The sequence below is a fragment of the Arthrobacter sp. KNU40 genome (assembly GCF_051515115.1).
Lineage (GTDB): Bacteria > Actinomycetota > Actinomycetes > Actinomycetales > Micrococcaceae > Arthrobacter.
In genome coordinates this window covers 3,041,124-3,064,100 of the sequence record NZ_CP195850.1, presented here as the reverse complement: position 1 = coordinate 3,064,100, position 22,977 = coordinate 3,041,124, and the positions used below count along the sequence as shown (strand labels likewise).

22 protein-coding genes and 1 pseudogene are annotated in these 22,977 nt (G+C 62.3%); 16 read left to right on the top strand and 7 right to left on the bottom strand.

Annotation, left to right across the window (positions count from 1 at the left end; translation table 11 throughout):
* Window positions 1-176 precede the first annotated feature (176 nt).
* Entirely contained in the window at window positions 177-689 is a 513-nt protein-coding gene (locus ACSKT0_RS14110) for a cupin domain-containing protein (protein WP_437770357.1), read from the bottom strand.
* Window positions 690-753: 64 nt separating this feature from the next.
* Here ACSKT0_RS14110 and ACSKT0_RS14105 point away from each other — a divergent pair, with 64 nt between their 5' ends.
* Window positions 754-1,899: a class I SAM-dependent methyltransferase gene (locus ACSKT0_RS14105; protein ID WP_437770356.1), complete on the top strand. Its 1,146-nt coding sequence runs from the start codon at window positions 754-756 to the stop codon at window positions 1,897-1,899.
* A gap of 3 nt (window positions 1,900-1,902) precedes the next feature.
* Here the strand turns inward: ACSKT0_RS14105 and ACSKT0_RS14100 are convergent, their stop codons facing one another.
* Window positions 1,903-2,790 carry an aminoglycoside phosphotransferase family protein gene (locus ACSKT0_RS14100; protein WP_437770355.1) on the bottom strand — a complete coding sequence of 296 codons (888 nt, stop codon included), beginning with the start codon at window positions 2,788-2,790 and terminating at the stop codon, window positions 1,903-1,905.
* A gap of 129 nt (window positions 2,791-2,919) precedes the next feature.
* On the opposite strand from ACSKT0_RS14100, the gene ACSKT0_RS14095 reads away from it, so the two are divergent.
* From ACSKT0_RS14095 to ACSKT0_RS14080, 4 genes are all read left to right on the top strand, one after another.
* Window positions 2,920-4,173, top strand: coding sequence for an ROK family protein (locus tag ACSKT0_RS14095; RefSeq protein WP_437770354.1), 1,254 nt, complete (start codon window positions 2,920-2,922; stop codon window positions 4,171-4,173).
* Between the two features lie 103 nt (window positions 4,174-4,276).
* Window positions 4,277-5,632: an extracellular solute-binding protein gene (locus ACSKT0_RS14090; protein ID WP_437770353.1), complete on the top strand. Its 1,356-nt coding sequence runs from the start codon at window positions 4,277-4,279 to the stop codon at window positions 5,630-5,632.
* A gap of 3 nt (window positions 5,633-5,635) precedes the next feature.
* Complete coding sequence (locus tag ACSKT0_RS14085) at window positions 5,636-6,562, top strand: carbohydrate ABC transporter permease (RefSeq protein WP_437770352.1); 927 nt, start codon at window positions 5,636-5,638, stop codon at window positions 6,560-6,562.
* Between the two features lie 47 nt (window positions 6,563-6,609).
* Window positions 6,610-7,437, top strand: a complete 828-nt coding sequence (locus ACSKT0_RS14080) for a carbohydrate ABC transporter permease (RefSeq protein ID WP_437774033.1) — start codon at window positions 6,610-6,612, stop codon at window positions 7,435-7,437.
* A gap of 32 nt (window positions 7,438-7,469) precedes the next feature.
* Here the strand turns inward: ACSKT0_RS14080 and ACSKT0_RS14075 are convergent, their stop codons facing one another.
* Complete coding sequence (locus ACSKT0_RS14075) at window positions 7,470-7,673, bottom strand: hypothetical protein (RefSeq protein WP_113990700.1); 204 nt, start codon at window positions 7,671-7,673, stop codon at window positions 7,470-7,472.
* A 449-nt stretch (window positions 7,674-8,122) separates the two neighbouring features.
* Here ACSKT0_RS14075 and ACSKT0_RS14070 point away from each other — a divergent pair, with 449 nt between their 5' ends.
* Together ACSKT0_RS14070 and metE are read left to right on the top strand one after the other, a co-directional pair.
* On the top strand, window positions 8,123-9,091 hold the full coding sequence (locus tag ACSKT0_RS14070; protein ID WP_345452188.1) for a methylenetetrahydrofolate reductase: 969 nt from the start codon (window positions 8,123-8,125) through the stop codon (window positions 9,089-9,091).
* Window positions 9,092-9,157: 66 nt separating this feature from the next.
* The gene (metE, locus tag ACSKT0_RS14065; protein ID WP_437770351.1) at window positions 9,158-11,491 is read left to right on the top strand and encodes a 5-methyltetrahydropteroyltriglutamate--homocysteine S-methyltransferase; all 2,334 of its coding nucleotides are present in this window, start codon (window positions 9,158-9,160) and stop codon (window positions 11,489-11,491) included.
* 72 nt (window positions 11,492-11,563) lie between these two features.
* Here metE and ACSKT0_RS14060 read toward each other — a convergent pair whose 3' ends face one another.
* Window positions 11,564-12,070: a DUF2004 domain-containing protein gene (locus tag ACSKT0_RS14060; protein WP_236811282.1), complete on the bottom strand. Its 507-nt coding sequence runs from the start codon at window positions 12,068-12,070 to the stop codon at window positions 11,564-11,566.
* A 51-nt stretch (window positions 12,071-12,121) separates the two neighbouring features.
* Window positions 12,122-13,099 (bottom strand): LysR family transcriptional regulator, encoded by a 978-nt coding sequence (locus ACSKT0_RS14055; RefSeq protein WP_437770350.1) that lies wholly within the window; start codon window positions 13,097-13,099, stop codon window positions 12,122-12,124.
* Between the two features lie 489 nt (window positions 13,100-13,588).
* Here ACSKT0_RS14055 and nrdH point away from each other — a divergent pair, with 489 nt between their 5' ends.
* From nrdH to nrdF, 4 genes are all read left to right on the top strand, one after another.
* A complete protein-coding gene (gene nrdH / locus ACSKT0_RS14050) occupies window positions 13,589-13,831 on the top strand; it encodes a glutaredoxin-like protein NrdH (protein ID WP_028267421.1) in 243 nt (80 codons plus the stop codon).
* A gap of 55 nt (window positions 13,832-13,886) precedes the next feature.
* On the top strand, window positions 13,887-14,357 hold the full coding sequence (gene nrdI, locus ACSKT0_RS14045) for a class Ib ribonucleoside-diphosphate reductase assembly flavoprotein NrdI (protein WP_437770349.1): 471 nt from the start codon (window positions 13,887-13,889) through the stop codon (window positions 14,355-14,357).
* Window positions 14,358-14,368: 11 nt separating this feature from the next.
* The gene (gene nrdE / locus ACSKT0_RS14040) at window positions 14,369-16,516 is read left to right on the top strand and encodes a class 1b ribonucleoside-diphosphate reductase subunit alpha (RefSeq protein WP_437770348.1); all 2,148 of its coding nucleotides are present in this window, start codon (window positions 14,369-14,371) and stop codon (window positions 16,514-16,516) included.
* A gap of 118 nt (window positions 16,517-16,634) precedes the next feature.
* On the top strand, window positions 16,635-17,609 hold the full coding sequence (gene nrdF, locus ACSKT0_RS14035) for a class 1b ribonucleoside-diphosphate reductase subunit beta (protein WP_059389329.1): 975 nt from the start codon (window positions 16,635-16,637) through the stop codon (window positions 17,607-17,609).
* Between the two features lie 262 nt (window positions 17,610-17,871).
* Here nrdF and ACSKT0_RS14030 read toward each other — a convergent pair whose 3' ends face one another.
* The gene (locus tag ACSKT0_RS14030; protein WP_437770347.1) at window positions 17,872-18,180 is read right to left on the bottom strand and encodes a hypothetical protein; all 309 of its coding nucleotides are present in this window, start codon (window positions 18,178-18,180) and stop codon (window positions 17,872-17,874) included.
* A gap of 90 nt (window positions 18,181-18,270) precedes the next feature.
* Window positions 18,271-19,104 (bottom strand): sulfurtransferase, encoded by an 834-nt coding sequence (locus ACSKT0_RS14025; protein WP_437770346.1) that lies wholly within the window; start codon window positions 19,102-19,104, stop codon window positions 18,271-18,273.
* Here ACSKT0_RS14025 and ACSKT0_RS14020 point away from each other — a divergent pair.
* The 5 genes and pseudogenes from ACSKT0_RS14020 (at window position 19,072) to ACSKT0_RS14000 (ending at window position 22,974) form a co-directional block, all read left to right on the top strand.
* Window positions 19,072-19,491: a hypothetical protein gene (locus tag ACSKT0_RS14020; protein WP_437770345.1), complete on the top strand. Its 420-nt coding sequence runs from the start codon at window positions 19,072-19,074 to the stop codon at window positions 19,489-19,491. The genes ACSKT0_RS14025 and ACSKT0_RS14020 overlap by 33 nt on opposite strands.
* Before the next feature lie 498 nt (window positions 19,492-19,989).
* Window positions 19,990-20,094, top strand: a pseudogene (locus ACSKT0_RS14015) (hypothetical protein); the annotation flags it as partial.
* Between the two features lie 69 nt (window positions 20,095-20,163).
* Entirely contained in the window at window positions 20,164-21,204 is a 1,041-nt protein-coding gene (locus ACSKT0_RS14010) for an ROK family protein (protein ID WP_437774032.1), read from the top strand.
* Window positions 21,201-22,166, top strand: a complete 966-nt coding sequence (locus tag ACSKT0_RS14005) for a carbohydrate ABC transporter permease (protein ID WP_437770344.1) — start codon at window positions 21,201-21,203, stop codon at window positions 22,164-22,166. Before ACSKT0_RS14010 ends, ACSKT0_RS14005 begins: the two co-directional genes overlap by 4 nt.
* Window positions 22,159-22,974 carry a carbohydrate ABC transporter permease gene (locus ACSKT0_RS14000; RefSeq protein WP_437770343.1) on the top strand — a complete coding sequence of 272 codons (816 nt, stop codon included), beginning with the start codon at window positions 22,159-22,161 and terminating at the stop codon, window positions 22,972-22,974. Before ACSKT0_RS14005 ends, ACSKT0_RS14000 begins: the two co-directional genes overlap by 8 nt.
* Window positions 22,975-22,977: the final 3 nt, after the last annotated feature.

The following is a 22,977-nucleotide window of genomic DNA, read 5'->3' as shown; positions in this document are numbered from 1 at the left end:
CGCTACTTTGTTTCGAATAGGCTTGTAGGACGCCCACCAAGGAAAGGGAACCACCCGCGCGGGTGGTTCCCTTTTTCGTCTCTCCGTGGGACGCGCTGGATGCACCCAACTGACTCACAGTTAATGTCGTTTACAGGCTTCTAAACGACATTAACTGCGAGCTAGTTGGGTAGGTGCTACTCGGGCTTGACTCCATATTCTGCCGCGCTGACAAACTCGATGGCCGAGTAGGTCTCGTCGCCCACGACCCAGGCGTTGTGTCCCGGCGGAATGGTGTATGAATCTCCTTTGGAGATGCTGATTTTCTTGCCGTCGCTGGTCTCGACTTCCAGTGCACCGGCAATGCAGTAACCCACGTGGTTGAGCTGGCAGGAATCCGTTTGGACCACCGGTTTGATGCAATCTGCCCAACTCCAGCCCGGCTCGAAACTGAGGCGGCCGATGGTGTAGTCACCGACGGTGACGTTTTCCACCACGGTCTTCTCCGGGCGCCGGATTTCATCCGGGGAATTGTGCGACTTTACTTCAAGCTGAGTGACGAGGTTGACAGTCATGGTCTGCTCACAAGGGGGAGTGGGAGCCTGGTCTTCCAGGTCCGCAACGTGGCTCGCCCTTCGCAGCGGACCCTGATGTCCGGGCTGCTTGCGGCGCGTGCCGTAAGCAGCGGTCAGACGGTCGATAACTTGCAATCTCTACCTTCCTCCGCCACCCCCATGTTGTCGAGGGTTCCCGAGGGGGATAGATTGGTGCACCGTGACCTTGACCGAGCTGGATGCAAACCTTGAGACGCTGTTCGGCACCCTCCGCCGCTTCCCCGACGTCGAGGCGGAGAACCTGCAGGCGCACGACGCCACTGACCGGCTCCTCCTTGAGACCGCTGCAGGCTACATCGTTAGTCCGGAGACCCGTGTTGCGGTGGTCGGTGACCGCTACGGAGCCCTGACCCTGGGCGCTTTGGCGGCCCTCGGCGTCGGGCACGTCCGCGTGACCCAAGACCTCTACGTCAGCAGGCTCGCGCTGCAACGGAACGCCGACGCGTCCGGGTTTGCCGGCCGCTTTGATCAGTTCGAGCTGGGCGCCGGGCTGCTCGACGGCGCCGAACTGGTGATCATGCAACTCCCCAAGGCCCTCGCGGAACTGGAAGAAATCGTCGACGCCGTTGCGCGCTTTGCGGCGCCGGGAGCCGTCCTGCTGGCCGGAGGACGCGTCAAGCATATGACCCTGGGGATGAACGCCGTCCCTGAACGCAGCTTCGAATCGGTGCAGCCGCAGCTTGCGCAGCGGAAGTCGCGGATCCTGCTTGCCACCGCTCCCAAACAGCCGGGCAACCCCGAGCCCTTCCCGGTCTCAGAGCAGAACACCGAGCTGGGGATCACGGTCTGCGCCCACGGGGGTGCGTTTTCAGGCACGAAGCTGGATATCGGCACGCGCTTCCTCTTGGGCTTCCTGGAGAGGATCCCCGAAGCCCGCCACGCCGTGGACCTTGGCTGCGGGACCGGGATCCTCGCCTCGATGTACGCCCGGAACCGTCCCAAGGCCCGGGTTACCGCGACGGACCAATCGGCCGCAGCAGTGGCGTCGGCCCGGGAAACCGCGGCAGCCAACGGACTGTCAGATCGAATCACGGTTGTCCAGGACGATGCCATGTCCACCTTCGAACCTGGCAGCGCCGACCTCATCCTGCTGAACCCGCCGTTCCACCTCGGCGCGAGCGTCCATGCCGGCGCGGCCATGAAGATGTTTGATGCGGCGGCACGCGTCCTGGCTTCCGGCGGCGAACTCTGGACTGTCTACAACAGCCACTTGCAGTATCGCGCGGCGCTTGAAAGGCTGATCGGCCCCACCACCGAAATCGGCCGGAACCCGAAATTCACGGTGACACGCAGCATTAGGCGTTAAGGGTCAGCGCTCCAACAGCACCTGCTCCACCCCGAAATGCCCGATTCCACCCATCCCGGGATTGTCATCCGAGAAACTGACCATCGCTGTCGCGAGGACCACTGCCCAGCCCATGGCCCGGGCCCACGTAGCAGCGTCCACGGCGCGTCCGAAAGCCGCCATGAAACGGTGCCGCGCGCCGTCGTCGAACATCAACCACGCGACGGCGAGGTCGACGGCGGGGTCCCCGGCCCCGAGGTCTCCGAAGTCGACGACGGCGGCGAGACGGCCGTCGGGCCGCAGGAGGACGTTCGCCGGGTGCAGATCGCCATGCAGCCACAACCCGGGTCCGTCCCACGGCGGGGCCAGGCAAGCCTCGGACCAGATCATCCGCAACTGCGCCGCCTGGGGATAACGGCCGGAATCGTCGAGCCGGTCCATGACCGCGTCAGACCTCGCTTCCAAAGGCACCCCGCGGACGGGATTGACGGGCGCGCCCGGCGCGGCAGGAACATGGATGGCGAGGAGGAAGGCGGCAAGGTCCTCGGCCGCCGCGTTCCGTGATTCCTGGGACGCCAGCACCGCGGAGAGTCCCTCCAGCCAGGGAGTCACGCTCCACGGCCATGGATAGTCGGCGGATGGCCGGCCCGAGTGGAGGGGGCTGGGGAGGGGCACTGGGGAACGCCTGGCATACCCGGCGAGATATTGCTGTTCATGCAGGATCAACTGCGCTGCTGCTTCCCGCCGGGGCAAGCGGACAGCCCACTCCTTGCCAAGCCGGTACATGACGTTGTCCCAGCCGTTTGCCACCAGCTCCAATGGAAGGTGGGAGAGCCCCGGTAGTTGTTCTTCGAGCAGATTCCTCACCAACCCCGCGGTGACGTCCAGCTCGGCCTGCGGCATGAGTGCCATTTTCCAATGCCTCCCATCAGGAATATCCGGGACCGTTACACCCGGGCAGCGTGTGGGCATACCGGGACAAGCACACGTGCCGTACGATGCAAATGCAACAGCATTATTCGAATGATTTTAGGGGTATCCGTGACTGAGATCCGCCAGCCGACTCCGAGGCGCGGAACCAATCTGCCCCGCATGGGGGACTTCAACCTGACTGTCATCCTCGACGCGATCAGGCGCTCGTCGGGCGGACTGAGCCGGGTGGAACTCGCCCAAATCGTCGGCCTTTCACCGCAGACTATTTCGAACATCTCCCGCCGCCTCCTGGACCAACAGCTCATTATCGAGGCAGGCAAGGAAGGCAGCGGTCCAGGTAAGCCCCGCACCATCCTGCGCCTGAACCCTTCCGGAATGTACGCGCTTGGCGTACACCTTGACCCCGCGGTCATCACCACAGTGGTCCTTGACCTGGTGGGCGACGTTGTGAGGCACTCAAGGATTCCCACGCCCACCGGAAGCGATCCACAGCGCGTCATTGCCGCCATAGCGGAGGAAATCAAGGCGCTGATCGAAGATTCCGGTGTTGATACGGGAAAGATCGCGGGACTTGGCGTCGCGGCGCCGGGGCCAATTGACCTTGACGAGGGTACGGTCGTGGATCCGCCCCTCATGACGGGTTGGGACCGGGTGCACCTGAGGGACGCCCTCGCCGAAGCTACCGGGCTCGAGACCCTTGTCGACAAGGACGTCACCAGCGCGGCCGTCGCCGAAACCTGGGCCGGCGGGGCGAGTGGCACCGGAAGTTTCATCTTCATGTATATGGGTACCGGCATCGGTTGCGGCATCGTGTTGAACGACGAAGTTGTCCGCGGAACATCCGGCAACGCCGGTGAAATCGGCCACATCATTGTCGATCCGGACGGGCCCCCATGCGATTGCGGCCTGCGCGGTTGCGTCAAGTCTTCCTGCATCCCGCAGGTCCTCGTGGCAGAAGCCGAAGAGCAAGGTGTCCTGAACGGTGGCCGCAAAGGCACCGAAGGCCCGGAGGTCCAGGAAGGCTTCGCCCGGCTCTGCGATGCCGCGGACGCGGGTGACGAACGCGCCATCGCGATCATAGACAAGTCAGCGGTACTGGTTGCGCGGGCGGTTGCGGTGGTGACCAACACCCTCGACGTCGAACGCGTCGTCTTCGGCGGTCCGTTCTGGGGCCGCATGTCCGAACGTTACCTGGATCGCATTCCTCCCCTGCTCGCTGCCAACAGTGCCGCCAACAGCATCCATGGCATCGAGGTTGTGGGGACCGGAGTGGGCGAGGATGTCGGCGCCATCGGGGCGGCCTGCCTGGTGCTGGAACATACGCTTGCGCCGCGCGCCCAGCGGCTCCTGTTGGAAGGCTGAGGCCTTCACCACGTCCTGCGTCGCAGGGCTGCATTATCAATATCGGCAACAGGCTGGGCCAGCTGAAGTGTGGGGGCTGCAGCCGCTTGAAGATCGGAGCGTCATGCGTCGCCCAGTCCGGATCGGAGCAGCACTGCTCGGCGTCGTAGGCCTTTTGGCCTCGGCCGCCTGCTCTGCCCAACCGCAAGCTGTTAACAAACAAACCATCAAGATCGTCTATCAAAAGACGGACTCCTTCACCGCCCTGGACAAGGTCTTCCAGGACGCGAAGCAGGAATTCGAGGCGGCAAACGCCGGCGTCACCGTGGATTTGGAGCCCATCCAAGCCAACGACGACGACTATGGCACCAAGCTCGCTCTCGCCCAGCGTTCCCCGGACACGGCTCCGGACGTCTTCTACGAGGACACCTTCAAGGTCCGCGCGGACGTCGACGCCGGGTACCTGCTGAAACTCGATTCGCAACTGGCCACGTGGGACGAGTGGTCCAAGTTCAACGAGGGTGCCAAGGCCGCGGGACGCGGTGACGACGGCAGTGTCTATGCCGTCCCGCTCGGCACCGACACGAGGGCCATCTGGTACAACAAGACAGTCCTCCAGAAAGCCGGCATCCCGGTGCCCTGGCAGCCGAAAACCTGGGACGACATCCTGGCTGCGGCCCGCAAGATGAAGGCCGCGGATCCGAGCGTGATTCCCTTCAGCATGTACGCCGGTAAAGGCACTGGTGAGGGTACGGTCATGCAGAGCTTCTATGAATTGCTCTATGGAACGGGAAGCTCCCTGTATTCGGAAAGCGACAAGAAGTGGGTGGTGGGATCCAAGGGATTCACCGATTCACTCCAGTTCCTGAAGACCCTCTACGATGAGAAACTTTCCGTGACCCCCGCGGACGCCCTCGATTCGAACGTGTGGAAGAAAGTCTTTGGACAGTGGCTGCCGCAAGGCAAAATGGGCGCCACCGTGGAAGGCTCCTACGCGCCGTCGTTCTGGCAGAAAGGCGGTTCGTACGAATGGGCCGGCTACGCGCAGGATATGGGAGTAGCCAAGTTCCCCACCCAGCTCGGACAGGATCCCGGCGGCGTGAGCATGTCCGGTGGCTGGACCCTCGCCGTTGGGGCGAAGACCAAAAGCCCGGACCTGGCCTTCAAGTTCCTGACCACTGCCGTGAACAAGAAGAACGCCTTGGCCTTCGACGTCAACAATTCCCAGATCGCCGTCCGCACGGATGTCGCTTCCGATCCCGGTTACCAAGCGGCCAACCCGTTCGTGAAGGATGTTTCCGATCTGGTGGGCGTCACGCACTATCGCCCGGCAACCGCCGACTACCCGAAGATTTCCCTCGCCGTCCAACAGGCCACGGAGGCGGTCATCACTGGCAAACAAAGCCCAGCGGAGGCCGCGGCCGAATACGACGCGTCGGTCAAGAAACTCGTCGGCGACACCAAGGTCATGCAGAAATGACGCATGGCAGTCCCTGATTCCCTCAGCCGCGGTTCCCTGCGGCGCAGACCCCCGATCGGAAGGTCTCTGCGTCGCGGGCTCCGCTTGCTGCCGGTAGTGCCGTCAATCCTGCTATTGGCCCTCTTCATGTTGGCGCCCGTGGCGTGGTCCTTCTACTCCTCCTTCACCAACGCCGCATTGTCCGGCAAGGCTGCGCTGAACCCCGAATGGGTCGGCCTGGACAACTATGCCCGGATGCTGACGGATTCCGTCTTCCCGCTCTCGGCATGGCTGACGGTTGTCTTCGTGGCCGTCTCGGCGATCCTCGGACAGAACGCCCTCGGCTTGGTCATTGCCTTGTTGATGACCAGGTCCGGGGGAGCGACGGCGTCGCTGGTGGGCACGGTGGTGGTCGCCTCGTGGATACTGCCGGAGATCGTCGCGGCCTTCGCGGCCTACGCGTACTTCAGCCAGGACGGCACGCTCAACCAGCTCTTGGGAATGTTCGGTGTCCAGGGCACCAACTGGCTCTATGCCTTTCCGATGGCCGCCATCATCCTGGCAAATGTCTGGCGCGGCACCGCGTTCTCGATGCTGGTCTACAGGGCGGCGCTCTCCCAGGTCCCGCGCGACGTTTCCGAAGCCGCCCTCATGGACGGGGCAAGGGGTTGGCAACGTCTGGCCTTGATCACCCTTCCGATCATCCGCGGTAGCATCGCCACCAACCTCATGCTGATCACCCTCCAGACGCTCGCGGTATTCACCCTGATCTGGGTGATGACGGCGGGTGGTCCCTCGAACGCGAGCACCACCTTGCCCGTGCTCGCGTACCAGGAAGCCTTCAAGCTCGGAGACATCGGCTACGGCACCGCGATCGCTTCAGTATTGATCCTGATCGGCATGGTCTTCGGTGCCGTGTACGTCAGGTTGATCCGCGGAGCGAAAACGTGACCTCCCTGCCCCGTGCGCCTTTGCTCGCCGGGAAGCGCCCGACGGCGGTGGCCGGGGGACGGCTCCGGATCCGCCTGGCTGCCAATGCGGCTTTGGCCGTGATCGGGCTGTGTTTTGTGCTACCCCTTGCGTGGTTGCTTCTTGCTTCCGTTGATCCGCACGCCGGCTACGAGACGCGGTGGCCGCAATCGGCGTCGCTCGCTAATTTTGCAGCCGTACTGACGCCAGGGCTGCTCTTCCAGCCACTCATGAACAGCTTCGTGCTCTCCGCCGGAACCGCCGTCGTGAATCTGGCGGTCGCAGTGCTCGCTGCCTATCCGCTGTCCCGCTACCAATCGCGATTCAACAAGCCGTTCCTGTACGCGATCCTGTTCGGCACGTCGCTCCCGGTCACGGCGATCATGGTGCCGGTCTATGGTCTGTTCGTGCAGCTGCAATTGCTGGACTCGATGCCGGCAACCATCTTCTTCATGGCAACCACCACGTTGCCCATGGCCATTTGGATGACAAAGAACTTCATGGACTCCGTCCCGCTTGAGCTCGAGGAAGCTGCCTGGATGGACGGCGCCTCGGGACTGGCCACACTGCGGAGAATCGTGGTGCCCCTGATGAGGCAAGGGCTGGGCGTGGTGTTCATCTTCGTCTTCATCCAGGCATGGGGGAACTTCTTCGTCCCGTTCATCCTGTTGTTGTCTACCTCAAAGCAGCCAGCCGCGGTGTCCGTCTTCAGCTTCTTTGGCCAGCACGGAGCCATTGCTTACGGAGAACTTGCGGCGTTCTCCATCTTGTATTCGGTCCCGGTGCTTATCCTCTACACCCTGGTTGCCAGGGGCTCCGGCAGCGCGTTTGCGCTTTCCGGCGCGATGAAGGGCTGATCAGCCGACGGCCGGCACTCAGCAGCCGGGACTCAGTCGATGTCCTCCACGATGGTGCCGTACGGGATGGAATCATCCAGATGCGCTTGATGGCCTGTAAGGCCACGGTTGTAAAGTACGCGCACACCGTGAAGCTTGTCCGCGGCCGATTGCATCAAGATGGGGCGGACGGTTTGGATGAACCGCTCGTCCTTGCCGTCGAGGTATTCCTGATAACTGGCTGGAAGCTGGATCATGGCAAAAGAATAGTCCTGCAGGACCGTCATGGGGAGGGCTCGCGACGGGGTTCTCCGTGGCGTACTGTTTGCGGCTCAACCCTGCCAGATGCGAAAACGAACAATCTTCAGAAATCAGTCGAAACGTAGCGTAAAAGTGCGTCTTAATTCGGTGGGGGATTTGTGGCGCCCGGGGCCTCGATCTAGAGTCGTATTCAAGTTACCGCGGTAACGTGTCAGCGATCCTCCGCCGGATCTGCCTCTTGAAGGCAGGCAGGAGGGTGTGGGTGCCCCCATGTGGGCCTGACATTTGCACACGGACAACTTCATTCCAGGCGTAACAGTCGCGGCTGCGCCCTGCTGGAGTTCGTTGCGTGTATCCCCAAACTCAATTCACCGATTCTGCAGTCCACGGACCTGGTTTTCAAGTCCGTGAACGCAGGCCCGCTGACACACAGCCAAGGACGCAAATGTCACCACCAAGCCTCATCGACACTCATCCGAACTTGACCGGCGCGGCTCCCGTTGCCCTGTCCTACGAACTTTTCCCTCCCCGCTCTCCAGCGGCCGCGGAGTCCCTCTGGACGACCATCGGCGAGCTCGAGGCCACTGACCCCGACTTCGTCTCCGTGACCTACGGCGCCAGTGGATCCAACCGGGACACCGCCGTCGAGCTCATCAACCGGCTCCTGCTCGAAACGACCCTGCGGCCATTGGCCCACCTGACCTGCGTCGGAAACACCCCGGAGGAATTGGCCGAGATCATCGGCGAGCTTCTGGACAACGGCGTGCGCGGCATCCTTGCGCTGCGTGGCGACCTCCCTAAGGACAGCGGACAGCCGGTCAACGGTTCGCTGCGCTACGCCCAGGACCTGATCGAACTGATCCGCCGCGTGGAACAGCGACGTTCGGCCCTCCTGTGCGCTGGCAAGATCGCCGTCGGCGTGGCCGCCTATCCCACCCGCCACCCTGAGTCCCCGAGCGTGGAGCACGACGTCGAGGTGCTGCTCGCGAAGCAGCGCTCGGGCGCCGACTTCGCCATCACACAGGTCTTCTTCCACACCGAGCAATATGCGGACCTGATCTCCCGTGCCCGACGTGCGGGCGTCACGATCCCGATTATTCCGGGCGTCATGCCGCTGACGAGCCTTCGCCGGCTCAAGCGACTCGGCGAGCTCACCGGCGTCGAACCGGCACCGGAGCTGATCGACCGCCTTGCCGCGGCGGACAGCGACGCCGAACGGCGCAAGATCGGAGTCCGCGCCACCGTGGATCTGGCCAATGCCGCCCTCCAAGCCGGTGCTCCGGGCATCCACCTGTACACCTTCAACGAGCACGCCTGCGCCCTGGACGTGCTGGACAAGCTTGCCTTGCCCCGGCCGGCCCGGCCTGCCAGCAGGCTCAGCGCCATTGCCCGCCGGCAAGAACTCGTCAGCTGATCAGCCAACGCTGCTCCGCAAACCCCTAGACACATCGATTTGCACCTACTGCCCCAAGGAAATCCCATGACTGAACAGAACACCACCCAGTTCCCCGCAGCATCCCTGCTCGGCTACCCGCGCATCGGCCGCCGTCGCGAACTCAAGAAGGCCGTCGAAGCCTACTGGGCCGGCAAGATCGACGCCGCCGCCCTTGACGCCGCCGCCAAGGACATCCAGCTGACCACCGCGAAGCGGCTCCAGGAACTCGGCCTCAACGAAGCCGCCGCCGTTCCGGGCACCTTCTCCTTCTACGACCAGGTACTTGACGCAACGGCTCACTTGGGCGCCGTCCCGGCCCGTTTCGGCCAGCTGCTCAACGCCGAAGGCCAGCTCGACATCGATGGCTACTTCACCTTGGCGCGCGGCAACAAGGAACAGCAGCCGCTGGAAATGACCAAGTGGTTCGACACCAACTACCACTACCTCGTGCCGGAAATCGGCCCGGAGACCGACTTCAAGCTCGCCTCCAACCGCATCGTCGAGGAATTCGAGTTCGCCTTGGCCAACGGCATCGAGACCCGCCCGTACATCGTCGGACCGGTCACCTACTTGCTGCTTTCCAAGGCTTCCGACGACGCCCCTGCGGGCTTCGCTCCGCTGTCCCGCCTCGAGGACATCCTCCCGGTCTACGTCGAACTTCTCGGCAAGCTCGCCGCTGCAGGCGCCAGCTGGATCCAGTTGGACGAGCCCGCCCTCGTTGTCGACCAGGACACCCCGGCCGCGGAAATCCAGGCCGCCACCGCCCGTGCGTACGAAGTGCTCGCAGGTGCCTCAGCGCGCCCGCAGCTCTTCGTCTCCACCCCGTACGGTTCACTCGACGGCCAGCTCGGCACCCTTGCCGCGACCAACATCGACGCCCTGCACGTCGACGTCTTCAAGGGCGCGGTTCCGTCTGCAGCGGCCCTGGCGGGCCTGGGCAACAAGACCCTTGTTGCCGGCGTCGTCGACGGCCACAACATCTGGCGCAACGACCTCGCCGTCTCGGCCGCCAAGCTGGACGAATTGAAGGCCGCTGCCGGCAAGCTTGCCGTCAGCACCTCCACTTCCACCCAGCACGTTCCGCACGACACTGCCGAGGAGACCCAGCTCTCCGCGCAGCTCCGCAGCTGGCTCGCATTCGCTGACCAGAAGGCCGTCGAGGTAAAGGTCCTCGCGGACTACCTGGCCAACCCGGCTTCCGCGAAGGCCGCCATCGACGAAGCTTCCGCTGTGATCGCCTCCCGCGCCACCGCCGAAGGCGTCCAGCGCGCCGACGTGCGTGCCCGCACCGCTGCCCTCACCGAGGCCGACTTCAACCGCTCCGAATACTCGGTCCGCGAAGCCGCCCAGGAAGCAGCGCTGCACCTGCCGCCGCTGCCCACCACCACCATCGGTTCCTTCCCGCAGACCTCGGAAATCCGCTCCGCCCGCGCCCGCAACAACAAGGGCGAGCTGAGCAACGAGCAGTACGAGCAGCTCATGAAGGACGAGATCAAGCGCGTCGTCGAGCTGCAGGAAGAGCTCGGCTACGACGTCCTGGTGCACGGCGAGCCCGAGCGCAACGATATGGTCCAGTACTTCGCCGAGAACCTCGAAGGCTTCGACGTGACGGTTCACGGCTGGGTCCAGTCTTACGGCTCCCGCTGCACCCGTCCGTCCATCCTCTGGGGCGATGTCACCCGTTCGGCTCCCATCACGGTTGCGTGGGCCGAATACGCGCAGTCCCTCACCAGCAAGCCGATGAAGGGCATGCTCACCGGTCCGGTCACCATCCTGGCCTGGTCCTTCGTCCGCGACGACCAGCCGCTCGGCGAGACCGCCAACCAGGTCGGACTGGCGCTGCGTGACGAAATCGCCGATCTCGAAGCTGCCGGCATCAAGGTCATCCAGGTGGACGAGCCCGCACTGCGCGAACTCCTGCCGCTGCGCAAGGCTGACCACGCCGCTTACTTGAAGTGGTCGGTTGACTCCTTCCGCCTGGCTACCGCCGGTGCCGCCGATGCCACCCAGATCCACACCCACCTCTGCTACTCGGAGTTCGGTGTGATCATTGACGCGATCGACGGCCTCGACGCCGACGTCACGTCCATCGAAGCAGCACGTTCACGCATGGAGGTTGTCCACGACCTCGAGGCGCACCACTTCGGCCGTGGCGTTGGTCCTGGCGTTTACGACATCCACTCGCCGCGTGTTCCGGGCGAGGCAGAAGTCACCGAGCTCCTGTCCACCGCCGTCAAGCACGTTCCGTCCCGCCAGCTCTGGGTCAACCCGGACTGCGGCCTGAAGACCCGTGGCTACGCCGAGACCGAAGAGTCCCTGCGCAACCTGGTCAAGGCCACCAAGACGGTCCGCGCCGGACTGCTGGAAGCAGCCAAGTAGGCATCACGTAGTACAAAGGGCGTCGGCCGGTCACCTCGAAAGGTGACCGGCCGACGTCGTTTTAACTCTGCGTCAGGACTCCCAGAGGATCTCGTCGTCCACAACGCCGTCCTCATCTGCCGCGACCACCAGGAGCTCGTCGGTGAAGTGCGAGCCCAAGGTGAAGTCAAGCACGAAATAGCGCTCCGGCTGGCCGGGGTAGATCGCTACATGACCTAGTTTGAGGGCCCTGAGGAAGACGTCCTTGGTGAGCTGCGTCTTGTCGCGGACGCCGAACACCGCCTCCAGTTGCTCTTCCTTGAGCTGGTTGGAGTGGAAGTGGAGGAACTGCTGGGAGTTGGTGCCGTCCTGGTCCAGCTCCTCGGCGATCATGTCCCGGACCTGGTCCACCAACTCGGGGAGGTAGCCCAGGCGGTAGTCCACCTTGTGGAGTGCCTTCTCGTCGAAGTGGTCATGCGCCGTGACGTTCAGGTCCAGTTCGAGGGGATTTCCGGCGAGCTCGTGCGAAGCCACGTAACAGTGCTCCCGCCCGTGGTTGAGCTCGATCTCCCCAAAATGTTTGCTCGCTACCTTGCTCATGTCTTCAAGATAGTCCCAAACAAGCGGCGTGTTCCAGCATCCTGGAAGATTTCAGGTACGGGGTTTAGGCGTTGACTTTTGAGTCGTTTTGGGCATCGTCGCGGCGCTGCGCGCCCGGACCGTTGCGGTGCTCCCGCGAAGCGTGTCGGCCAGCAATTCCGTGAACAGCTGCACCTGCGCCGTGCGCTTCTCGTTGAGGAGCAGTGCGAACACGTTGCGGGCGAGCCGGATGTCCGGAACATCGAGAACCACGACGCCGGGCGGCCGGTGCCGCAGCGCGAGTTCCGGCACCAGCGCGGCGCCGAGCCCCGCTGCCGCCATCTCGAGGCTGGCGTGGAAGTCATCGCTGTAGGCCACGACGCGCGGGTGCAGATTGCAACTGGCGAAGAGGCGCTCGATCACCACGGCGTCGCTGGTGCCCGGATGGTGCATGATCCAAGGCATGTCCGAGAGTTGCGATGCCTGCATTTCGGCGTCCTCCCGGATGCCCCACGACCCGGGGAGCACCACCCTGAAATCGTCGTCGCCGATCCATTGCCGGTCCAAGGTGTGGGGCCACGCGAGCCCGGACTGGCCCACTTGGTACACCAGCGCCAGGTCCAGTTCGCCGCCGGTGCGCAGCCCCTGGATGGTCTGCGAAGGTTCGGCCACCCATACGCGGAGTTCAATGCCAAGATTCTTCCAGCGCGGGTTCCGGAGGATGTCCGGGAGGATGTAGGTTGCCAGGCTGGGGAAAATGCCAAGCCGAAGTTCCTGGACGGGGGAGTCCGTGCTCCGTGAGGCGGCCGCCAGGAGGGTCTCGACGTCGGTGAGCACCTTGGAGGCATGGCGCACCATGGTGAGGGCGGCTTCGGTGGGAACCACGCTTCGGGCGGAACGGTGGAAGAGTTCGACGCCGGTGTCCCGCTCCAGCGCTGCCATCTGTTGGGAGACGGCTGATGCGGTGTAGCCGAGCCGCGCGGCGGCTGACGCGAAGGAACCGAGCCGCGTGACTTCAAGCAGCGTCCGCAGGTGGAGAAGGTTGACCATCAGTGATCCTTAGGCTCGGTGCCGGCCGAAAGACCGTGGAAGCAAGCATAGCTGTGTGAATTCGGTCTCCGCTGTTGCTGTTGCTGGGTCGGCCCGGCGCCACGAAACCGTGTTTGCAGGATGCCGCGACACGCCGGGATCCAAGCGACACGCTGGCGATTAAATGTGGCTAAGTAGTCCACAGGGTGTGGATTACGTCTCCGGATTTGGCGGATTCCCGGACATTTTTAGCTCCCTTGCCTGTGGACTACCGGTGCGTAAAATGACATACTTGTAATACATCATCTTGGGGTTCCGCCGAGGCGCTTGCACTACATGTAGTATCGATTTACGGATTGAGCGGGAAACCAGCACAAGACATGAATGCAAGACGTGAATAGGATAGTTTGGCCGCCCAGGCGGCCAGCGGGCCAGTATCGGAGTCGGAATCAGTTCCGGTCGGGGCCTGCCGAACGAAGAGCAAAGACTTCAACAAAGGGGACAGGGACCATGACTGTTACGGTTTACACGAAGCCGGCCTGTGTTCAGTGCAACGCAACGTACCGTGCACTCGACAAAAAGGGCATCGCCTACCAGAGCGTTGACATCTCACAGGATGCCGAGGCCCTTGAGCGCCTGAAGGCCCTTGGATACATGCAGGCCCCCGTCGTGGTGACCGAGCAGGACCACTGGTCAGGATTCCGTCCGGACAAGATCGAAGAGCTGGCACTGGCTGCCGCTTCGGTGGCCTAGTTTTCAAGACTCCGCCACAACAACAAAGTATTCCAATGTAGTCGAGGTGACTCCCATGGCAGCGCTGGCAACAGCTCCTGCTCAAGAAATGGCTGAAGCTGTCAGCACGCGGAGTCACCTCATCTACTTTTCCTCCACATCTGAGAACACCAAGCGCTTCGTCCAGAAGCTCGGCGTCGACGCGGCACGCATTCCGCTCCATGCCAAGGACGCGCCGCTGCTCGCGCTGGAACCCTTCGTCCTGGTGTTGCCCACGTATGGCGGCACGAATGGCGAAGGATCGGTGCCCAAGCAAGTCATCAGGTTTCTGAACAACCCGCAGAACAGGGAACTGATCCGCGGCGTCATCGGAGCAGGAAACACCAACTTCGCGGAAAACTACTGCATGGCGGCAGACATTATCGCCGCCAAGTGCAAGGTCCCGCATCTCTACAAATTTGAACTCATGGGGACGCCTGAAGACGTCCAAAGGGTCAACGAAGGGCTGGAAAAGTTTTGGACACGACTGTCGCAGATACAGAAGTAACCAAGGGCGCTATGGACACCGCCAAGGTCAAGAAGCCATTGCCGGAGGCCTACAAGGGCCTTGGCTACCATGAGCTCAACGCGATGTTGAACCTCTATGGTCCGAACGGAGAGATCCAGTTCGAAGCCGACCGCGAGGCCGCGCACCAGTACTTCCTGCAGCACGTGAACAACAACACCGTCTTCTTCCACGACCTGGAAGAGAAGCTGGACTACCTGGTCAAGAACCAGTACTACGAGCGCGAAACCCTAGATCAGTACACGATGAACTTCATCCGTGAACTCTTCAACCGCGCCTATAAGAAGAAGTTCCGCTTCGAGACCTTCCTCGGCGCCTTCAAGTTCTACACCTCGTACACGCTCAAGACGTTCGACGGCAAGCGCTTCCTGGAGCGCTACGAAGACCGTGTCTGCATGGTTGCCCTGCACCTTGCCCGCGGCAACGAAGAACTGGCAAGCCGCCTCGTCGACGAGATCATCGACGGCCGCTTCCAGCCCGCCACCCCCACGTTCCTCAATGCCGGCAAGGCCCAGCGCGGCGAGCTGGTCTCCTGCTTCCTGTTGCGCATCGAAGACAACATGGAATCGATCGCCCGCGGCATCAACTCGGCGCTGCAGCTGTCCAAGCGCGGCGGTGGCGTGGCCCTCTCGCTGACCAACATCCGCGAGCACGGCGCCCCGATCAAGCAGATCGAGAACCAGTCCTCCGGTGTCATCCCGGTCATGAAGCTCCTCGAAGACAGCTTCTCCTACGCCAACCAGCTCGGTGCCCGCCAGGGTGCGGGGGCCGTGTACCTGCACGCCCACCACCCGGACATCTACCGCTTCCTGGACACCAAGCGTGAAAACGCCGACGAGAAGATCCGCATCAAGACGCTGTCCCTCGGCGTCGTGGTCCCGGACATCACGTTCGAACTGGCCAGGAAGAACGAGGACATGTACCTCTTCTCCCCGTACGACGTCGAACGCGTCTACGGCGTCCCCTTCTCCGACATCTCGGTCACCGAGAAGTACTACGAGATGGTGGACGACTCCCGGATCAAGAAGACCAAGATCAGCGCCCGCGAGTTCTTCCAGACACTCGCGGAGATCCAGTTCGAGTCCGGCTACCCGTACATCATGTTCGAGGACACCGTAAACCGGGCCAACCCGATCGCGGGCAAGATCACCATGAGCAACCTGTGCTCGGAGATCCTGCAGGTTTCCACGCCTTCCATCTACGCCGAGGACCTCAGCTACGAGACGGTGGGCAAGGACATCTCCTGCAACCTTGGTTCGATGAACATCGCCAAGACCATGGACTCCCCGGACTTCGGCCTGTCGATCGAGACGTCCATCCGCGCCCTCAGCGCGGTGTCGGACATGTCCTACATCAACTCGGTGCCGTCCATCGCACAGGGCAACGCCCAGAGCCACGCCATCGGCCTTGGCCAGATGAACCTGCACGGCTACCTTGCCCGTGAGCACGTCCACTACGGTTCCGAAGAGGGCCTGGACTTCACCAACATCTACTTCTACACGGTGCTGTTCCACGCTCTCCGCGCTTCGAACAAGCTGGCCATCGAGACCGGTCAGCCCTTCGCCGGCTTCGAGAACTCCACGTACGCGAGCGGCGAGTTCTTCAACAAGTACACCGAGCAGGAATGGACCCCGGAGACTGAGCGCGTCAGCGAGCTCTTCGCCGGCATCCACATTCCGACGCAGGACGACTGGCGCGAGCTGAAGGCTTCCGTTATGGAGCACGGCATCTACAACCAGAACCTGCAGGCCGTGCCGCCCACCGGTTCCATCAGCTACATCAACAACTCGACGTCGTCGATCCACCCGGTGGCCGCCAAGATCGAAATCCGCAAGGAAGGCAAGATCGGCCGCGTCTACTACCCGGCTCCCTACCTCGACAACGACAACCTGGAGTACTACCAGGACGCGTACGAGATCGGCTACGAGAAGATCATCGACACCTACGCTGCCGCCACGCAGCACGTGGACCAGGGCCTGTCCCTGACGCTGTTCTTCAAGGACACCGCCACCACGCGTGACATCAACAAGGCGCAGATCTACGCATGGCGCAAGGGCATCAAGACGCTCTACTACATTCGCCTCCGCCAGCTCGCGCTGGAAGGGACCGAAGTTGAGGGCTGCGTTTCCTGCATGCTGTAACCGATAACGGTTGTTTATTTGCGGCAGCCGCCGCGCCTTAAAACTGAAGAGCACGACGCCGGGTGAGCGCCCGGCGTCGTACGCTTACCTTAAAGAACACATACGTTAAGGGGACGAAATGACCGAAAAGGTCAAGCTGCTTAGCCACGTCGAAGCGATCAACTGGAACCGCATCCAGGATGACAAGGACGTGGAGGTCTGGAACCGCCTGGTCAACAACTTCTGGCTGCCGGAGAAGGTGCCGCTGTCCAACGACGTCCAGTCCTGGCACACCCTGACGCCGGACGAGCAGCAACTCACCATGCGCGTATTCACGGGCCTGACCCTGCTGGACACCATCCAGGGCACGGTTGGCGCTGTTTCCCTGATCCCGGACGCGATCACCCCGCACGAAGAGGCCGTCTACACGAACATCGCCTTCATGGAGTCTGTGCACGCGAAGTCGTATTCGTCGATTTTCTCGACCCTGTGCTCCACCAAGGAGATCGACGACGCCTTCCGCTGGTCCCTCGAGAACGAGAACCTGCAGAAGAAGGCGCAAATCGTCATGGACTACTACCAGGGCGACGATCCCCTCAAGCGCAAGGTCGCTTCCACGCTGCTGGAATCGTTCCTGTTCTACTCCGGCTTCTACCTTCCGATGTACTGGTCTTCCCGTGCCAAGCTCACGAACACGGCAGACCTCATCCGCTTGATCATCCGCGACGAAGCCGTCCACGGCTACTACATCGGCTACAAGTTCCAGAAGGGCCTGGAGAAGGTCTCCGAGGAGAAGCGCCAGGAAATCAAGGACTACACCTTCGAGCTGCTCTTCGAGCTGTACGAAAACGAAGTCCAGTACACGCACGACCTCTACGACGGCGTGGGCCTGGCCGAAGACGTCAAGAAGTTCCTGCACTACAACGCCAACAAGGCCCTCATGAACCTGGGCTACGAGGCCATGTTCCCGGCCTCTGTCACCGACGTGAACCCGGCCATCCTGTCGGCGCTGTCTCCTAACGCTGACGAGAACCACGACTTCTTCTCTGGATCCGGGTCGTCTTACGTCATTGGCAAGGCTGTTAATACCGAGGATGAGGACTGGGAGTTCTAGTTTTTGTTGTGAGCTGTCACTTCCATTAAAAGAAGCGCACCAGCCAGTTGGTGGAAGTCTTCCAACTGGCTGCAACTAAGCGGCCCTGCACGGCAAATCGTGCAGGGCCGCTTCGTGCGTTGTGGCTGAGATCGGAAGCTAGCCCGCGGTCGGGCCATTACGATGCGAATGTGACCGGGAATTGGCGGCGACCGCGTTAACAGATGGTGAGTAGGCCGAGTGTTTCGTCCGGGGCCGGCGCGATCTCTGATCGGATAACCGGCTAGTACTGCAGGAAGCCGCTCTGGACGGTCTGCAAATCAGTGGCCAAGGCCACCATTCCCGGGGTGGGTGGCTCCGGTTCGCCATCGATATTCCCGAAACTGTCGCCGAACCATTTGTGCCAGACTGTGGCTACGACCGCCGGGGTGATAGGCGTGCCGGCGGTTATCAGCGCCGCAAAGTCTTCCATCTCTGGGTCGTACTGGGTCTCCGGCGCTCCGCGGTCCATGACTCCGAGTAGGTCGTGGGCGCTCAGGCATTCGGTGATGGCGCTGCGCAGGCGGCCGTACTCGGGGATTGTCGTGTCCATGGTGTCAGTCTAGGAGTATGCCGAGCCACGTCACGGCTAGCGGCGGGCGTTGTTTCTCGAATCACCGAGGTTGACACGGCTTAGGCGGCCCTAATCGACCTCGACCGGCGGTCCTGAAGCATGTTGTGTCTCGACCGGGGTGTCGAGGCTAAGACCCCATTCGGCCCAGGATCCGTCGTAGACCCGGGCTCCCTCCCGTCCGAGAATTTCGGTGAGAACGTACCACGCGGTGGCCGCGCGGCCCCCGACGGTGCAGTAGGTGATCAGCTCGTCGTTTTCCTCAAGTTCGGTCACGTGCATCGCCTGGCGTAGCTCGTCGACCGGGAGGAAGGCGCCTTTCTGGTCGTAGAGATCGCCGAGGGGCCGGTGGACCGCCGTCGGGATGTGTCCGGCGCGCCCTCCCGGTTCCATTCCACCGGAGGGCCAGAACCGCTCACCGGCGTACTCGGGCTCGGAACGGACATCCAGAATCGTTGTTCCAGGGCGCCCGATGGCCTGCCGCACCGCCGGCATGTCGGCGAACAGCCTCTGGTTCCGTTCGGTGAGCTGGTATGGAGACTCTTCCACGCGGATCGGCGACGTGCCGTAGGGATGTCCTTCGAAGCGCCAGGCGTCGCAGGAGCAGTTGAGGATGCGGACATCGGCGTGTCCGTACAGCTTGAGCAGCCAGTAGCCGAGCGCCGGGGCGTAGCCGTAGCACACGACCGTCGTGGCCGGGCCTATGCCGGATCGGGCCAACAGCCGTTCGAAGGTTTCTCTGCCGACCGGGCGATACCGGCCGTCTTTGAGGTCGGTATAGATGTTCCACAGCACGGCGCCGTCGATGTGCCATTGGTTGTAGGCGGTCGCGGAAACATCCACTTCGACGACGCGGACCGCAGGATCGTAGAGGTGATTTTCCAGCCAGATGGGTTCGATGAGCATGTCCACACTCTGCGCGTTCCCGACGCGTGGATTGACCTCGAAGCTGCCGTGGAGGCAATACACCGAGCCGAGTCTGCCGTGGCTCAGCAGGACTGGGCCCGCGCCTGGGGTCCGGTTCTGGTCGCCTTGTTCGTCGCCGAACGCGGATTCCTGCCTGGTGAGGATGCCGATTGGATCGACCAGACCGGCAATCAGCTCGCTGAGGTCCGGCTGCGGGCACTGGAATGCTACGCCGCCGCCGAGCTTGGCATCGGTGGCGCCGAACTCGCCGGTGCGCTCCGGGCCGCCCGCCGGCACGTCGCACTGGACCTTCTGCGCGACCAGCTAGGTGTCTCGCCCGGCCCGAGGACCCGCGCGCTCTACCAGCAGCTTCTCGGCCGGACCTGATCTTCGGGAAGACACTCGTCCTCGGGACAGGCGTTCACCGAGATATGGTCGGCGGCATGGATACCGTCCGGGGGAGCACGCCGACGGAATAGCCATCCAAGGCGACAACTACCTCGACTGGACCATCTACTCTTTCCAGCCGGAGGTGGTGCTTCTTTCACTCGAGGAACTCGGCTATGAGTGCCCTGCGGAAGTCCGCTGATTCCCTGTTGGAAGAACTTCCAATGGACCTACATTTCGCAATTTTTGTGGGAACGGAGGCTAGTCGGCGACGCGTCGGATGGTTGGCCAAATAGGCAGACGCACCTGGCGCCCGGATCCGCCGGTTACGAGATAGTCGCCCTAGAAAGCGGCTCGGATCACAGAAGAGCGCGCGCTGCTCCGCACGAGGGAATCTTCTGCCCGGTTCAGGATGCAGTCTTTGAGTTTGAGAGACCCCTTGACGTGAGCTACATCATAGTTCTAATCTTCATTTAGTCATAAATAAAGGAGAATACAATGGTTCGGCCGAGCGGCAACGCTGACGTTACGCGGTCTGCGATCCTAGCATTTCTTGGCACCTCCGGAGGCGCTTCCCGGGCTGACTTGGCAAGGGCACTTGGCGTCTCCCCGGCTTTGATGACCCAGCTCATCAAAGAGCTCATCGCGGATGGCCTCGTGAGGGAGCTGTCAATGTCTCCCTCAAACGGCGGGCGTCCTGCCCGGATGCTGGGCCTGGCCACCGCCGCCGGGCGCGTGGTGGGCATGAAGATCTCGAAAGACCACGTCGCCTTCGTTGAAACGGAACTTAGCGGGCATGTAGTCCGGTCAGACAACAGGGCATACGACGCTTCCTCGATCACCTCGCTTTCCGACGTCGTCTCACTCGTCCATTCATTCGTGGGCGAAGACCGTGTCACCCCTCTTCTGGGAATAGGTGTCGGTGTTCCCGGATCGGTGGACGCACAGGGTAGTGGTGTTGTTGATTCAAGCCTCCTCGGGTGGCGGCAGGTACCGCTTGGAGCGGTTCTGAGCCGGGAACTCCATGTTCCGGTCCTGGTGGAAAACAATGTCAACGCCCTCGCTGTGGCCGAACGGCTCTATGGGTCAGGCCGCGAGCATGCCGAGTTTCTGGTGGTGACGATCGGCGAAGGCGTCGGTGCGGGATTTGTCACCGGCGGCGCCGTCGTGCGCGGCAGCAGGGGCGGTGCCGGCGAAATCGGTCACATACCGGCAGTGGCGGATGGACCTCTTTGCACCTGCGGCAACCACGGATGCATTGAGGCTCTGATCGGGGAAAAGACACTCGTCGCGCAGGCACGGCAATCCGGAATCATTTCGTCGTCCGCCACCATGGCGGATCTGCAAGAGCGCGCAAACGACGGCGACCCCCTCGCCCAAGATATCTTCCGGGAAGCCGGTCAGCCTCTGGGTCGAATCGTCGCTGGTCTCGTGCAGATCCTGGATCCGGAGATTGTCATTGTCAGCGGGGAAGGAACCCGCGCATGGCGCCACTGGGCAGCAGAATTCGAGCGATCTTTCCGGGGTGCCCTGACGGCGGACCGCCGGAGCATCCCCGTGATCGTCGAGTCCTGGGACGACGAGGCCTGGGCGCGCGGAGCAGCCGCGCTCGTCGCGTCTGCGCCCTTCTACAGCGAAGAAAGCTCAGGTGAGCAGGGGAGACAGGTTCGTGCCCGGCTCACCCACGTACCGGCGGAGGTCGGAGGATTGTGACCGCACTACAAGACTCGAGGTCCGGCAATCCCGGACCCACGGCAACTACGAAGCGCTACCGGGGACCCGGGATTCGGCGCAAAGCCACCGGCCCGCGTCTCAAATACGGGCTGACTGTCGCAGCGTTCCTCATCCCCAGCGCGTTGCCACTCTTGTTCTTCACCATCATTCCCATGTTTTCCGCGTTTTGGATCAGCCTGAACCAATGGAATCTAGTCGGCCCGATGAAATGGGTAGGCCTCGGGAACTACGGCAAGCTCATCGGCGACCCGGGCACGCAGGGCGCCTTCCTGCACACCATCTACTACATCGTCGGATACCTGCCGCTTGTGTACATCGGGGGGCTGGCCATAGCGCTTGCGCTCAATTCCAGGATCAAGGGACGCAGCATGATGCGCGGCCTTTACTTCCTCCCCGTGGTGACCAGCTGGATAGTCGTTGCACTGGTCTGGCGTTGGCTACTGAATCCCAGCACGGGAATCGTCAACTGGCTGCTTGGACTCATCGGGGTGACAGGGCCGGGGTGGTGGACAGATCCGGCATGGTCCATGCCTTCGATCATTGTGGCTTCGGCGTGGAAGGACCTTGGCTTTGTCATGGTGATTCTGCTGGCTGGCCTCCAGGCCATTCCGGAGGACTTGTATGAGGCCGCGACCGTCGACGGCGCCGGCCGGTGGAGGCGGCTGTTCAGTATTACGCTTCCCATGCTTTCCCCCTCGACCTTCTTTGTCATTGTGTTGTCGCTGATCAACGGATTCCAGGTCTTTGACCAGGTCTATGCCATGACCGGAGGCGGTCCCAACAACTCTTCGCAGGTGGTGGTCGAGCAGATTTACGACCTCACGTTCCGCTACGGCAGGGCCGGCGAAGCATCGGCCCTGTCATGGCTGCTGTTCCTTTTCATCCTGGTCATCACTCTGATTCAGGTGCGCGGTCAAAAGAAATGGGTCCACTATGCGTAAGCAGCGTCCCTCGATCACCCTGAACATCCTCGTCCTCGTTGGCGCACTCATGATGGTCTTCCCTTTTCTTTGGGCGTTCGTAACGTCCATCAGCCCCGGCGCAGGCCTCTCCGCGACGCCTCAACTTATCCCGGAGAATCCTTCACTGTCCGCCTACGCTCAGTTGCTCCAACGGCTCCCGTTTGCGCAGATCGTGCTCAACAGCCTGATCCTTGCCATCCTCACGACGGTGTTCCAGCTTGTCACCAGCTCACTGGCTGCCTATGTCTTTTCCAGGATGCCGTTCAAGGTGCGCAATGCAGTATTCGCGGTGTATCTGGCCACCATGATGATCCCGATGCAGGTGCTGGTCGTCCCGTTGTTTGTGGAGATGAAAAGTCTGGGCCTTATCGATACCTATCTAGGCGTGCTGTTGCCGGGGATCGCCAGCGCCTTCGGGGTGTTCCTGCTACGGCAGGCAATGAATTCCGTGCCGCAGGACCTGGACCAGGCCGCGACATTGGATGGGGCTGGCCACTTCCGGATCTTCGGCCTCATTGTTCTGCCCTTGGTTCGTCCGGCGCTGGCCACATTGACGGTGTTCGCGTTCCTTAACAGCTGGAACAGCTTCCTTTGGCCGCTGATTATCCTGCGCACTCCCGCAATGAAAACCCTTCCCGTGGCGTTGGCAGGACTGCAAGGCCAGTACACCACCCAGTGGGACATCGTGATGGCCGGATCAGTGGTCAGCGTCCTGCCAATGCTCGCCCTCTATATCTTCACCCAGAAGTACATCATCCAAGGGGTTGCGGGCACCGGACTCAAATAGACC